We start from the raw sequence: 12588 nt of genomic DNA on the forward strand, positions 1-12588 counted from the left end.
AGCGTGTCCATACCCGCCTGGCCCCCGTCCGGCGGCTTACGTTGGACCTGTGGAATACAGTACGCACACAACCGAGCACCCTCGGCAGTATCCCGCCGTGGTGCGGACGAGTGTGCCCCGGCCCGCCGGGCAGGCGGCGATGCGGAACCGCCCGCGTACCCGCCCCGTGCCCCCCGTGCTGGCGGCACTCTCCCGACTCCCCCGTCCCCGGCTGACCGGACTCGGCTGCGGGGTGCTGGCCACCGTCGCGATGGTCGGCGCCGCCTGGCTGTGCGAGCCGATGGGCGGCGCCCCTTCCCTGTACGGGGTGCTGTTCATCCTCGCCTGCGCCGTCGCGGCGCTGTGGGTGCGGCCGGCCGATCTCATCTGTGCCCCGGTGGCCGCCCCCATCGCCTTCGCGATCGGGCTGGTCACCACCCTGGGGCCGATGGCCGCCGTCACCGAGCTGGCGCTGCGCGCGCCGTGGCTGTTCGGCGGGACGGCCACCGCCGCCGGTCTGGCGCTGCTGCGCGCGATCGGGGTGGCCGTCGGCCGGATCAGGAGGCGGCGGCGCCGGGCCGCCGCCTCGCGCTAGTCAGCCCGCGGCCTTCGCGGCGGCCTCGGCGCGCAGGTCGCGGCGCAGTTCCTTGGGGAGCGAGAACTGGATGTGCTCCTCGGTGGGCTGCACCAGCTCGACGTCGGCGTAGCCGCGCTCGGAGAGCCACTCCAGCACGCCCTCGACCAGCACCTCGGGCACCGAGGCCCCGGAGGACAGGCCCACGGTGGTGACGCCGCTCAGCCATGCCTCGTCGATCTCCGAGGCGTTGTCCACCAGGTGCGCGGCGCCGGCGCCCGCGCCGAGGGCGACCTCCACCATCCGGACGGAGTTCGAGGAGTTCTTCGAGCCGACCACCAGCACCAGGTCGGCGCCGGCCGCCACCTGCTTGATGGCCAGCTGGCGGTTCTGCGTGGCGTAGCAGATGTCGTCACTGGGCGGGCTGAGCAGGTTGGGGAAGCGCCCCTTGAGGGCGTCCACCGTCTCCATCGTCTCGTCGACCGACAGGGTGGTCTGGGAGAGCCACACGACCTTGTCGGGGTCGGGCACCTGGACCGTGGCGGCGTCGGCGGGACCGTCGACCAGGGTGATGTGCTCGGGGGCCTCGCCACTGGTGCCGATGACCTCCTCGTGGCCCTCGTGGCCGATGAGCAGGATCTGGTAGTTGTCCTGGGCGAACCGGACCGCTTCCTTGTGCACCTTGGTGACCAGCGGGCAGGTGGCGTCGATGGTGGCGAGCTTGCCGCGCTCGGCCTCCCGGTGCACCTCGGGGGCGACTCCGTGCGCGGAGAAGATCACGATGGAGCCCTCGGGGACCTCGGCGGTCTCCTCGACGAAGACGGCGCCTTTGCGCTCCAGCGTCTGTACCACGTACTTGTTGTGGACGATCTCGTGCCGGACGTATATCGGGGCGCCGTACTGTTCGAGGGCCGCTTCCACGGCGAGGACGGCGCGGTCCACGCCCGCGCAGTAGCCCCGGGGGGCGGCGAGCAGGACGCGGCGGGCGGGCTCGGCGGTGGCGGGAAGTGCTGGGTCGGCCATGTCTCCCATCGTACGCAGGGCCCCGCGGGCGGGCGGCGGTGCGGGCGCTGCGGGGGCGGTGGGCGGGAACTGTCGGTGGGCGGCGCTAGCGTTGCGGGCATGGCGGTACAGACGACGGCGGAGCAGCCGATGCCGGTCGGCGAGGTGTCCCGGCTGATCGGCGGGTGGATCGACCGGCTGGGCGCGGTGTGGGTGGAGGGGCAGATCACCCAGATCTCGCGCAGGCCGGGAGCGGGCGTGGTGTTCCTCACGTTGCGCGACCCGTCCCACGACATCTCACTGACGGTCACCTGTTTCCGAGGTGTGTTCGATCGTGTGGCGGATGTCATCGGCGAGGGCGCGCGGGTGGTGGTGTTCGGCAAGCCGGAGTGGTACGCCCCGCGTGGGCAGTTGTCGCTGCGGGCGACCGATCTGCGGGCGGTGGGCGTCGGGGAGTTGCTGGCGCGGCTCGAAGCACTGAAGAAGTCGCTGGCGTCCGAGGGCCTGTTCGCGCCCGAGCGCAAGCGCCCGCTGCCGTTTCTGCCCGGGTGCGTGGGTCTGGTCACCGGGCGGGCGTCGGCGGCCGAGCGCGATGTGCTGCAGAACGCGCGGCTGCGCTGGCCGGCGGTGCGGTTCGCGGTGCGCAATGTGGCGGTGCAGGGGGTGCACGCCGTTCCGCAGGTCATCGAGGCGCTCCAGGAGCTGGACGCCGACCCCGAGGTCGATGTGATCATCGTGGCGCGGGGCGGCGGGAGTGTGGAGGATCTGCTGCCGTTCTCGGACGAGGCGCTGATCCGGGCGGTTTCCGCGGCCCGTACGCCGGTGGTCTCGGCCATCGGGCACGAGCCGGACTCGCCGCTGCTGGACCTGGTGGCGGACCTGCGGGCCTCCACGCCCACCGACGCCGCCAAGCGGACGGTGCCCGATGTGGGCGAGGAGCAGTCCCGGGTGCGGCAGTTGCGCGAGCGCGGCCGGTGGGTGCTGGAGACCTATCTGGACCGTGAGGAGCGGGGTCTGGCGGCGGCGGTCAGCCGGCCGGTGCTGGCCGAACCGCAGCGGATGATCGCGGGGCGGGCGGAGGAGATCGAGGCCCTGGTGGCCAGGTCGCGGCGCACCCTGGGGCATCTGCTGGAGCGGGCGGAGGCCGATCTGACGCACACCAGGGCGCGGGTGGTGGCGCTGTCGCCGGCGGCCACCCTGCGGCGCGGCTACGCCGTGCTCCAGCGCGCGGACGGCGCGGCGGTGCGGGACCCGTCCGAGGTGGCGTCCGGTGAGACGCTGCGGGCACGGGTGGCCGAGGGAGCGTTCACGGTGACGGTGGACGAGCCGGATCAGCAGCAGGGACGGGCGGAACAGCGATGACGGACGGCGGACACGAGGTGGCGGACATGGCGGAAGCGGGCACGGACCCGGCGCTCAGCTACGAGCAGGCGCGGGACGAGCTGATCGATGTGGTTCGCCGGCTGGAGGCGGGCGGGGTCACCCTGGAGGAGTCCCTGGCGCTGTGGGAGCGCGGCGAGGAGCTGGCGAAGATCTGCGCCGGCTGGCTGGCCGGCGCCCGGGCCAGGCTCGACCAGGCCCTGCGGGCGGAGGAGGCGGCGGAGGCCGCCGCAGGGGACGCGGAGCGGGAGGAATGACGGACAAGAGGGAATAGCGGACGGACGCGTCGGGGTTGGCGGGGCGGGGAAGTCTCCCCCGGCCCGGTGGCACGGCCCCGGGTCCCGTACTCCCGATGAAAGGCGCCGTCCCGATGACCCTCGCCCTCGACCCCACCGCGCAGGACCTGCTGTTCCGCGAGGCGCACACCGCCAACACGTTCACCGGGGAGCCGGTGAGCGAGGAGCAGATCCAGGCGGTGTACGACCTGATCAAGCTGGCGCCGACCGCGTTCAACCAGTCGCCGCTGCGGATCACCCTGCTGCGCTCGCGCGAGGCCAGGGAGCGGCTGCTGCCGCTGATGTCGCGGGGCAACCGGGACAAGACCGGCAGCGCGCCGCTGACGGCCATCCTCTCGGTGGACCTGGACTTCCACGAGAAGCTGCCCCGGCTGCTGCCGGCGCGGCCCACCCTCAAGGACGACATGTACGGGGAGGCCGAGCTGCGCGAGCGGCACGGCAGCTTCAACGCGACGCTCCAGGCCGGGTACTTCCTGCTGGGCGTGCGGGCGGCGGGGCTGGCGGCCGGCCCGATGAGCGGCTTCGACGCGCAGGGCGTCGACAAGGAGTTCTTCGGCGACGGCCGGCAGAAGGCGCTGCTGGTGGTGAACATCGGCCGCCCCGGCCCCGACGCGTTCCTCCCGCGCAAGCCGCGTCTGGAGTACGCCGAGGCGGTCAGCGTGCTGTGAGCCTCTTGCGGCTCACTGCCCGGCGGACCTGACCCGGAGCGATCCGGCCAGCTCCGTCAGCTGTGCGCGCGGGGCGGTGCCGGTGACCACGGTGGTCACCTCCGCCCCCTCCAGCACGAGGGCGTCGTACCGCGTCCCCTCGTACCAGGCCCACTCCTCGCCGCCCACGGACACGGTCTCACCGGTGTCCTCGGCGCCCTGGGTGGCGTCGGCGACGAAGGGGGCGGGGTCGCCGTTGGCCTGGACGAGCCCGGCGTACTCGTTGTCCGGGTCCACGAAGCCGAGCTTCCAGGTGGCGCCGAACGGGTCGGTGGCCCGGTACCGCACCGAGGTGGCACGCCAGTCGTCCGGCAGCCCCTCGGGGGCGAGCAGTGCGTAGGGGGCGGCGCGGGCCGCGAGATCGGCCTCGGCCTCGTAGCTGATGGGCTTGACCGGGTCCGCGCCGGCGTCGCCGCCGGGGGCGAACAGGTACAGCCCGAACGACACGGCCGTGATCACCGCCATGGACAGCACCATGTCGCGGGCCGTCTTCAGCTTGGGCCGCTTGGGCGGCGCCTGCGCCTCCGCCACCGGGGCCCCGTCCGCCGGGCCGGTCTGCTCGCTCTTCTCGGTCACGTCCGCATCGCTCGCCACCCGTCCATCGTCCCGTATGCCCCGGACGGGCGCGGAACCACCCCCGGGGTCGCTCATCAGATGGGCACTCTGCTCAGGTGTACGAATTCCGGCTAAAGTCATGAGCACCCTCATCCAGCGGCCAAGCCGCGCAGAAAGGTGCGTACCGATGCCCGACCATCATCTTCCGCAGCCGCTCGAAGTGTCTCCCGAGGCACCCGACCGCAACCTGGCCCTGGAGCTGGTACGGGTCACCGAGGCCGGGGCGATGGCCTCGGGGCGCTGGGTGGGCCGGGGCGACAAGAACGGCGCGGACGGTGCCGCCGTGAAGGCCATGCGGGCGCTGGTCTCCACCGTGTCGATGAACGGCGTGGTGGTCATCGGCGAGGGGGAGAAGGACGAGGCCCCGATGCTGTACAACGGCGAGCGGGTGGGCGACGGCACCGGCCCCGAGTGCGATGTGGCCGTGGACCCGGTGGACGGGACGACGCTGACCGCCAAGGGCATGGGCAACGCGGTCTCGGTGCTGGCGGTGGCCGAGCGCGGCGCGATGTTCGACCCGAGTGCTGTGTTCTACATGGACAAGCTGGCGACCGGGCCCGAGGCCGCCGAGTTCGTGGACATCGACGCGCCGCCCGCCGTGAACGTGCGCCGCGTCGCCAAGGCGAAGGGCGGCGCGCCGGGCGATGTGACCGTGGTGATCCTGGACCGGCCGCGCCACGACGACCTGGTGCGGCAGGTCCGTGAGGCGGGAGCCCGGGTGAAGCTGATCTCGGACGGGGACGTGGCCGGCGCCATCATGAGTGTGCGCGAGGGCACCGGGGCCGACCTGCTGCTGGGCATCGGCGGAACCCCGGAGGGCATCATCGCGGCCTGCGCCATCAAGTGTCTGGGCGGCACCATCCAGGGCAAGCTGTGGCCCAAGGACGAGACGGAGAAGCGGGCGGCGCTGGACGCCGGACACGATCTGGACCGGGTGCTGCACACGGATGACCTGGTGCGCGGGGAGAACGTCTTCTTCGTGGCGACCGGCATCACGGACGGCGAGCTGCTGCGCGGGGTGCGCTACCGGCCCGAGACGGCCACCACCCAGTCACTGGTGATGCGTTCGCGCTCGGGCACCATCCGGCAGATCGACTCCACGCACCGGCTGTCCAAGCTGCGCGCGTACAGCGCGGTGGACTTCGACCGGGGCAAGTGAGCCCGTACGGAAGGAGCGGCCGGGTGGGAGGCCGGCTCCCGGGGGCCGGCCCGCGCACGGGTGCGGGCCGGCCGGCGGGTGGCGTGCCCGGCCGGTGTGGGGGGACCGGTCAGGCGACGCGCGTGGTACTGCCGCTGGTGGCCTCGCGGCGGCGGCGCCTGCTGAGCACCACGCGGCGTTCGGCGGCGGTCAGGCCGCCCCACACCCCGTACGGCTCGGGCTGGAGCAGCGCGTGCTCCCGGCATTCGAGCAGCACCGGGCAGCGCGCGCACACGGCCTTGGCGGCCTGTTCACGGGAGAGCCGGGCCGCGGTGGGCTCCTGGGAGGGGGCGAAGAAGAGTCCTGCCTCATCCCGCCGGCACGCTGCCTCGGAGTGCCATGGCCCCGCCAGGTCTCTCGAACTGCGCTGAGCCGGGACGGCCGGTGACCACTGGGACTCTTGGGGCGGTGACGATTGCAGCACAGTCAAACTCCTGACGACGGCTACCGGGGGTCGCTCATGGCTGGCTAAGAGACCCTCACCCGGACCGGACCAGTCCCCAACTGAATGGAGAGTGCCTTTCCCACCTCGCGCGGCCATACGAGTGACGGTCCCCCGAGCCCTACCCGCTGTACGCGCGCTTATGCACGGAGCAACCACACGGGCGTCCGCATCCGCCACATCAGCCGGACATCTCAGGCATTGCGGAGGTTCCGCACCGCCTTCCCCGGTACCGGCCGCGCCTCGACGGATCCGAAGACGGCCGCGCCCTTGACCATGATCACCGGGGCGCCCGGGTCACCGGAGACCATCTCCACCACTTCGAAGCTGCCCAGCACCCCGGTGCCACCGGTGCGCACGGTGACGTTCTCCGGGACCTTGATCTCCACGCTGCCGAAGACGGCGGTGGCGTCGATGGTCACGTAGGGCTGGTCGAAGATCGCCTCGGTCAGGTCGAGTTCGACGCTGCCGAAGACCGCGGAGGCCACTGTGCGCAGTCCGATCCGCCAGCGGCCGGCCCGGTTGGCGGCGCTGAAGACCGCGACCACGTTGCGCGGGCCCTCCGGCACCATCACCTGGCGGCCGTGCGGCGGGGAATGGTGCGGGGCGGGGCCCGGGGGCGGCGGGGCGGTGCGCTGCCCGGCGGGCAGATCACGGATCAGCGGCTCCAGTTCGCCCAGGGTCTTGGCCCGGTAGACGGACTCGATGCGCTCGGAATGCTCCTCCGCGTCCAGCCGGCCCTCGGCCAGCGCCTCGCGCAGGATGTCCGCGATCCCGTCCCGGTCCGCGTCGGAGGCACGTACGGAATCCGGCCCGGCGTGCGGCACGGGGGCGGGTGCGGCGGGCTTGGCCAGCGGCACGGCGGGGGGCTTTTCGGAAGTCACCCCCTCAGGCTACCGATTCGCGATACATCGCGACCACCCCCTTGCCATAAAGTGCTATCACATTGCTAATGTTGGCCACGGCCGCACCGGCCGCCGTGACAGGAACGGGGACACCATGACCACTGGCAGTGAACTCACCGTCGACACACCCGAGATGCCCGAACCCCGGGTCAGGGAGACGCCCGCGCACAGCATTCCGGGCGGGCTCGCCCTGCTGCTCACCTTCCTGGGCACCGTGGCGAGCATCGGCACAGGCATCGGCGGCGTCGTGCTCGCCAACGACGAATCCGTCGGTGTGGGCGTGCTGCTCATCGTCGGGGGCTCGCTGCTCTTCCTGGTCTCGGTGTTCATGATGAGCGGGCTCAACATGGTCGCCCCCGGTGAGGCGCGGGTGGTGCAGTTCTTCGGCCGCTACTCGGGCACCATCCGCAAGGACGGGCTGCGCTGGGTCAACCCGCTGACCACCCGCACCAAGATCTCCACCCGGGTGCGCAACCACGAGACCGCGGTCCTGAAGGTCAACGACGCGCACGGCAACCCGATCGAACTGGCCGGGGTCATCGTCTGGAAGGTCGAGGACACCGCGCAGGCCAGCTTCGAGGTGGACGACTTCGTGGAGTTCGTCTCCACCCAGACCGAGTCCGCGCTGCGTCACATCGCCATCGAGTACCCCTACGACGCGCACGGCGAGGACGAACTGTCGCTGCGCGGCAACGCCGAGGAGATCACCGAGAAGCTGGCCGTGGAGCTGACGGCGCGGGTGCAGGCCGCCGGGGTACGGATCATCGAGGCCCGGTTCACGCACCTCGCCTACGCCCCCGAGATCGCCTCCGCGATGCTCCAGCGCCAGCAGGCCGGTGCCGTGGTCGCGGCCCGGGAGACGATCGTTGAGGGCGCCTGCGGCATGGTCGAGACGGCGCTCGCCCGCATCACCGACCTCGACATCGTCGAGCTGGACGAGGAGCGCAAGGCCGCCATGGTCTCCAATCTGCTGGTCGTGCTGTGCGGCAACCACTCGCCCCAGCCCGTACTGAACGCCGGGTCCCTCTACCAGTGACGGACCCCGCGGAGCCCTCCGAGCCGCCCGGGCCGCCCGAACGCCCCGCGCGGACCGCGCGCCCCGCTCGCAAGCAGGTGCTGCTGCGGCTCGACCCGGCCGTCCACGACGCGCTCGCGCGCTGGGCCGCGGACGAGCTGCGCAGCACCAACGCGCAGATCGACTATCTGCTGCGGCAGGCGATGCGGGAGGCCGGGCGGCTGCCGGGCGACGCCCGCCCGCCCCCGCGGCGCGGCCGGCCGCCCCGGCAGAGCCGCGGGCTCGCGGGCGAGGACGAGGGCAGGGGCGACGGGGCGGGCGCTAGGGACGGCTGATGCGCACCGGCAGCGGGCGCAGCGCCCGGCGCAGGGCGCGTGCCAGCGTCTCGAACTCCTCCGCGCGCGCCGTCCCGGTGCGCATCACCAGCGCTATCCGCCGGGTGGGCGCCGGATCGGCGAAGAACCCGGTGGCCAGTTCCTCGCTGCGCGCCGTCTCCACCTTCAGGGCGGTGCGCGGCAGCAGGGTCACCCCCAGGCCCCCGGCCACCAGTTGCACCAGCGTGGAGAGCCCGGCCGCGCTGGCCGCCATGGTGGCCCCCGCCTCGCGCCCCGCCTCCTGGCAGATCTCCAGCGCCTGATCGCGCAGGCAGTGCCCCTCGTCCAGCAGGATCAGGTCGAGGTCGCGCAGCGCGGCGCGCGGGATGTCGCGGCACCCGGCCAGCGGATGGCCGTGCGGCAGGACGAGCGCGAAGTCCTCGTCGTACAGCGGCAGTTCGATCACCCCCGGATGTCCCAGGGGGACGGCGAGCAGCAGTGCGTCCAGCCGCCCGCCGGTGAGCCCTTCCAGCAGTTCCGCGGTGCGCTCCTCGTGCACCCGTGGCTCCAGGTCGGGGAACTCCTCGCGGATCAGCCGCAGCACGGTCGGCAGCAGATACGGCGCGCAGGTGGGGATGACTCCCAGCCGCAGCGCCCCGGTGAACGGTGCCCTGGCGGCCTCCGCCTCCTCCACCAGCTCCCGTACGGTCTCCAGCACGGAGCGGGCCCGTACGGCCAGCCGTTCGCCGGCCGGGGAGAGCAGCACCTTGCGGGTGGTGCGCTCCAAGAGGGTGATATCGAGGGTTTCCTCCAGCGCGGCGACGGCGCCGGAAAGCGCCGGCTGGCTCATCCCGATGGCGGCTGCCGCCTCCCGGAAGTGCAGGTGCTCCGCCACCGCGGCGAACGCTCTCAGCTGCGCGAATGTGGGCTGTCTGGGCATGCCCGCGGGACCCGTCGTACCGGCCACTGATAACTACCTCCGATTAATCACGACGAGTCTAGCTATTTCTGAGATCAATGGCCGATATGGCAGCGTAGTGCCCGCCCAGACCGTCAGGGAAGCCCCCCGGCAGCCCCGGCAGCACACCCTCAGCACCACAAGGAGACCGAGTTGCTCACCGTCGGCGACAAGTTCCCCGAGTACGACCTCACCGCCTGCGTCAGCCTCGACGCCGAGAGCGCGTTCGCGCAGATCGACCACAAGACCTACGAGGGCAAGTGGCGCGTCGTGTTCTTCTGGCCGAAGGACTTCACCTTCGTGTGCCCCACCGAGATCGCCGCCTTCGGGCAGCTGGAGGAGGAGTTCGCGGACCGCGACGCGCAGATCCTCGGCGTCTCCGGTGACTCCGAGTTCGTGCACCACGCCTGGCGCAAGGACCACGCCGACCTGCGCGACCTGCCCTTCCCGATGCTCGCCGACTCCAAGCACGAGCTCATGCGTGCCGCCGGTGTGCAGGGCGAGGACGGCTTCGCCCAGCGGGCCGTCTTCATCGTCGACCCGAACAACGAGATCCAGTTCACCATGGTCACCGCGGGCTCCGTCGGCCGGAACCCCAAGGAGGTCCTGCGGGTGCTGGACGCGCTGCAGACCGACGAGCTGTGCCCCTGCAACTGGACCAAGGGCGAGACCACCCTGGACCCGGTCGCGCTGCTCGCGGGCGCGTGAGGCACACCTCATGGCTCTCGACGAACTGAAGGCGTCCGTCCCGGCGTACGCCAAGGACCTGAAGCTGAACCTCGGCTCCGTCATAGGCAACTCGCCCCTGCCCCAGCAGCAGCTGTGGGGCACCGTGCTCGCCTGCGCCATCGCCGCCCGCTCGGCGCTCGTGCTGCGTGAGCTGGAGCCGCAGGCGCGCGAGAACCTGTCGGAGGAGGCGTACACCGCCGCCAAGTCGGCCGCCGCCGTCATGGCGATGAACAACGTCTTCTACCGCACCCGCCACCTGCTGAGCGACCCGGAGTACGGCACCCTGCGCGCCGGGCTGCGGATGAACGTCATCGGCAACCCGGGCGTGGAGAAGGTCGACTTCGAGCTGTGGTCGCTCGCGGTCTCCGCCATCAACGGCTGCGGCCAGTGCCTGGACTCGCACGAGCAGGTGCTGCGCAAGGCCGGCGTCGACCGGGAGACCATCCAGGAGGCGTTCAAGATCGCCGCCGTCGTGCAGGCGGTCGCCACCACCCTGGACGCCGAGGCCGCCCTCGCCTGAGCGGCCCCGTGCCACGGCCTGCCCGGCCGGTCCTGATCAGGACCGGCCGGGCAGCGTCATCTCGAACCACACCAGCTTGCCGGTGGACAGCCGCGTCGCGCCCCACTTGCGGGCCAGCCGCTGCACCAGGTACAGCCCGCGCCCGCCCTCGTCGGCCGGGCCCGCCTGCCGCAGGCGCGGCAGCTGCGGCACGTCGTCGCCCACCTCGCAGCGCAGCACGTCGGTGCGCAGCAGCCGTACGCTCACGGGGCGTTCCGCGTACCGCACGGCGTTGGTGACCACCTCGGACACCAGCAGCTCGACGGCGTCCTCCAGCTCGGTCAGGTCCCAGCCGGCGAGCGACTCGCGCACCAGGCGGCGGGCGTGTCGAACCGATTCGGGGCGCGGCTCCAGCTCCAGGGACGCCTCGTTGCCGGGCGCGATGCCTTCGAAGCGGGCGGCCAGCAGGGCGATGTCGTCGTCACGGTCGCCGGGGCCCACGATGTCCAGGATGGCGTCGCACAGCGGCTCCAGCGGGGCCGCGTGATCGGGCCGGGTGAGCGAGGACGTCTCCGTGAGCTTCTCGCGCAGGTCCTCCACACCCGTCCACACATCGCGGGTACGGGACTCCACCAGGCCGTCGGTGTACAGCACCAGGGTGGAGCCGGGCGGGGCGGGCAGCTCGACGGTCTGGAAGTCCACGCCGCCGACGCCGATGGGGGCGTTGGGCTCCAGGTTGACGACCTCGGTGGTGCCGTCGCGGTGCAGCAGCACCGGCGGCGGGTGGCCCGCGTTGGCGGCGGTGATGCGGTGCGCGACCGGGTCGTACACCGCGTAGAGGCAGGTCGCCATGCGGTCGTCCCCCAGGCGCTGGGCCTGCTCGTCCAGGTGGTGCAGCACCTCCTGGGGCGGCAGGTCGAGCCCGGCGAGGGTCTGCACGGTGGTGCGCAGCTGGCCCATGATGGCGGCCGAGGTGGTGGAGTGGCCCATCACGTCGCCGACCACCAGCGCGACCCGGCTGCCGGGCAGCGGGATCGCGTCGTACCAGTCGCCGCCGACCCGGGCGGTCTTCCCGGCGGGGAGGTAGCGGCTGGCGAGGCGCACGCCGGTGGGCTGGGGCAGGTCGTCCGGCAGCATGGTGCGCTGGAGTTCGTCGGCGATCGACGCCTCGCGGCCGTGCAGGATCGCCTTGTCCACGCCGAGCGCGGAGTGGGTGGACAGCTGCTGGGCGACCTGGAGGTCGTCCTTCTCGAACGCGTCGTTGTCCGGGCGGCGCAGGAAGACGGCCGCGCCGATGACGCGGCGCTGCCCGCGCAGCGGGGCGAGGATGGCGTGCCGCTCCTCGGGCAGGGTCTCGGCGCCGGTCAGTTCGGACAATGCCTGCTGGGAGACCTGTGTGTCGGTGAACACGGGGCGCACCCCGCGCAGCACCTCGGCGAGCGGGCCGTTGCCGCGCAGTTCCACCCGGGCGAGGGCGCCCGACAGCAGCGGCAGTACGGAGGCCGACCCCGTACCCCCGCCGCCATCGGCCGCCAGACCGCCCGAGACGTCGCGGAAGGCCAGCTCGTCCGGGATGCGGTCGGTGCGGCGCAGCACGAACACCCACGGGTTCTGGGGCTGTTCGTCGCCGACCGGCAGCGGGTTGAGCAGGTAGACGAGGATCGCGTCCGCGAAGGTGGGCACGGTGGCCCGGCACAGGCCCAGGATGATCTCGTCGGCGTCGGAGCCGCGGGCGATGCGCCGGGTGGCGACGCCGACGAACCGCAGCCGGTCGATGGATCCCGAGCCGCCGCCCACGGTGCCCGCGCCGCCGCCACCGCCCCCGGCGTCCGGTCGTACCGGTGGATGTTCGGCGGGGTCGGGCTCGGAGCGCGCGTGGGGCAGCGCCGCGGAGCCGGCGTGGGAGGGTACGTCCGCCGTGCGAGCCACGGGCTGCGGTGAGGTCGGGTCCGTCACGAGGGGATGTCCATCCATC

15 protein-coding genes are annotated in these 12588 nt (G+C 72.6%); 9 read left to right on the forward strand and 6 right to left on the reverse strand.

The window, feature by feature from the left end; genetic code table 11:
• Positions 1-97 precede the first annotated feature (97 nt).
• Positions 98-574, forward strand: a complete 477-nt coding sequence (locus H7827_RS09630; RefSeq protein ID WP_148236134.1) for a DUF6542 domain-containing protein — start codon at positions 98-100, stop codon at positions 572-574.
• On the opposite strand, the gene H7827_RS09635 is transcribed toward H7827_RS09630, so the two are convergent.
• Positions 575-1585 carry a 4-hydroxy-3-methylbut-2-enyl diphosphate reductase gene (locus H7827_RS09635; RefSeq protein WP_386535122.1) on the reverse strand — a complete coding sequence of 337 codons (1011 nt, stop codon included), beginning with the start codon at positions 1583-1585 and terminating at the stop codon, positions 575-577.
• A 90-nt stretch (positions 1586-1675) separates the two neighbouring features.
• Here H7827_RS09635 and xseA point away from each other — a divergent pair, with 90 nt between their 5' ends.
• The 3 genes from xseA to H7827_RS09650 all read left to right on the forward strand — a co-directional run bounded on the left by xseA (position 1676) and on the right by H7827_RS09650 (position 3899).
• The gene (gene xseA / locus H7827_RS09640) at positions 1676-2917 is read left to right on the forward strand and encodes an exodeoxyribonuclease VII large subunit (RefSeq protein WP_432744169.1); all 1242 of its coding nucleotides are present in this window, start codon (positions 1676-1678) and stop codon (positions 2915-2917) included.
• Positions 2914-3192 (forward strand): exodeoxyribonuclease VII small subunit, encoded by a 279-nt coding sequence (locus H7827_RS09645; protein WP_386535116.1) that lies wholly within the window; start codon positions 2914-2916, stop codon positions 3190-3192. The genes xseA and H7827_RS09645 overlap by 4 nt, the downstream gene beginning before the upstream one ends.
• 113 nt (positions 3193-3305) lie before the next feature.
• Complete coding sequence (locus H7827_RS09650; RefSeq protein ID WP_030737506.1) at positions 3306-3899, forward strand: malonic semialdehyde reductase; 594 nt, start codon at positions 3306-3308, stop codon at positions 3897-3899.
• A gap of 12 nt (positions 3900-3911) precedes the next feature.
• Here H7827_RS09650 and H7827_RS09655 read toward each other — a convergent pair whose 3' ends face one another.
• Entirely contained in the window at positions 3912-4532 is a 621-nt protein-coding gene (locus tag H7827_RS09655; protein WP_234306976.1) for a DUF4245 domain-containing protein, read from the reverse strand.
• Positions 4533-4680: 148 nt separating this feature from the next.
• On the opposite strand from H7827_RS09655, the gene glpX reads away from it, so the two are divergent.
• On the forward strand, positions 4681-5712 hold the full coding sequence (glpX, locus tag H7827_RS09660) for a class II fructose-bisphosphatase (protein ID WP_375878551.1): 1032 nt from the start codon (positions 4681-4683) through the stop codon (positions 5710-5712).
• A gap of 109 nt (positions 5713-5821) precedes the next feature.
• Here the strand turns inward: glpX and H7827_RS09665 are convergent, their stop codons facing one another.
• Together H7827_RS09665 and H7827_RS09670 are read right to left on the reverse strand one after the other, a co-directional pair.
• A complete protein-coding gene (locus H7827_RS09665; protein WP_386535112.1) occupies positions 5822-6175 on the reverse strand; it encodes a WhiB family transcriptional regulator in 354 nt (117 codons plus the stop codon).
• Between the two features lie 212 nt (positions 6176-6387).
• The gene (locus tag H7827_RS09670) at positions 6388-7077 is read right to left on the reverse strand and encodes a DUF1707 SHOCT-like domain-containing protein (protein WP_432744172.1); all 690 of its coding nucleotides are present in this window, start codon (positions 7075-7077) and stop codon (positions 6388-6390) included.
• Between the two features lie 115 nt (positions 7078-7192).
• Here H7827_RS09670 and H7827_RS09675 point away from each other — a divergent pair, with 115 nt between their 5' ends.
• Entirely contained in the window at positions 7193-8134 is a 942-nt protein-coding gene (locus tag H7827_RS09675) for an SPFH domain-containing protein (protein ID WP_386535107.1), read from the forward strand.
• Positions 8131-8448, forward strand: coding sequence for a hypothetical protein (locus H7827_RS09680; protein WP_386535104.1), 318 nt, complete (start codon positions 8131-8133; stop codon positions 8446-8448). Before H7827_RS09675 ends, H7827_RS09680 begins: the two co-directional genes overlap by 4 nt.
• Here the strand turns inward: H7827_RS09680 and H7827_RS09685 are convergent.
• Positions 8435-9367: a hydrogen peroxide-inducible genes activator gene (locus H7827_RS09685; RefSeq protein ID WP_432744175.1), complete on the reverse strand. Its 933-nt coding sequence runs from the start codon at positions 9365-9367 to the stop codon at positions 8435-8437. The genes H7827_RS09680 and H7827_RS09685 overlap by 14 nt on opposite strands.
• A gap of 171 nt (positions 9368-9538) precedes the next feature.
• On the opposite strand from H7827_RS09685, the gene H7827_RS09690 reads away from it, so the two are divergent.
• Positions 9539-10093, forward strand: coding sequence for a peroxiredoxin (locus tag H7827_RS09690; protein ID WP_030737525.1), 555 nt, complete (start codon positions 9539-9541; stop codon positions 10091-10093).
• A 10-nt stretch (positions 10094-10103) separates the two neighbouring features.
• On the forward strand, positions 10104-10634 hold the full coding sequence (locus tag H7827_RS09695; RefSeq protein WP_030737528.1) for an alkyl hydroperoxide reductase: 531 nt from the start codon (positions 10104-10106) through the stop codon (positions 10632-10634).
• A gap of 36 nt (positions 10635-10670) precedes the next feature.
• Here H7827_RS09695 and H7827_RS09700 read toward each other — a convergent pair whose 3' ends face one another.
• Positions 10671-12569: an ATP-binding SpoIIE family protein phosphatase gene (locus H7827_RS09700; protein WP_386535097.1), complete on the reverse strand. Its 1899-nt coding sequence runs from the start codon at positions 12567-12569 to the stop codon at positions 10671-10673.
• Positions 12570-12588: the final 19 nt, after the last annotated feature.

The sequence above is a fragment of the Streptomyces sp. JH002 genome, assembly GCF_050916115.1.
Taxonomy (GTDB): Bacteria; Actinomycetota; Actinomycetes; order Streptomycetales; family Streptomycetaceae; genus Streptomyces; species Streptomyces xiamenensis.

Coding starts and splice junctions, on each gene's coding strand:
- H7827_RS09635 (WP_386535122.1), bottom strand. CDS start 1,585: ATGGGAGACATGGCCGACCCAGCACTTCCCGCCACCGCCGAGCCCGCC.
- xseA (WP_432744169.1), top strand. CDS start 1,676: ATGGCGGTACAGACGACGGCGGAGCAGCCGATGCCGGTCGGCGAGGTG.
- H7827_RS09645 (WP_386535116.1), top strand. CDS start 2,914: ATGACGGACGGCGGACACGAGGTGGCGGACATGGCGGAAGCGGGCACG.
- H7827_RS09650 (WP_030737506.1), top strand. CDS start 3,306: ATGACCCTCGCCCTCGACCCCACCGCGCAGGACCTGCTGTTCCGCGAG.
- glpX (WP_375878551.1), top strand. CDS start 4,681: ATGCCCGACCATCATCTTCCGCAGCCGCTCGAAGTGTCTCCCGAGGCA.
- H7827_RS09675 (WP_386535107.1), top strand. CDS start 7,193: ATGACCACTGGCAGTGAACTCACCGTCGACACACCCGAGATGCCCGAA.
- H7827_RS09685 (WP_432744175.1), bottom strand. CDS start 9,367: ATGCCCAGACAGCCCACATTCGCGCAGCTGAGAGCGTTCGCCGCGGTG.
- H7827_RS09695 (WP_030737528.1), top strand. CDS start 10,104: ATGGCTCTCGACGAACTGAAGGCGTCCGTCCCGGCGTACGCCAAGGAC.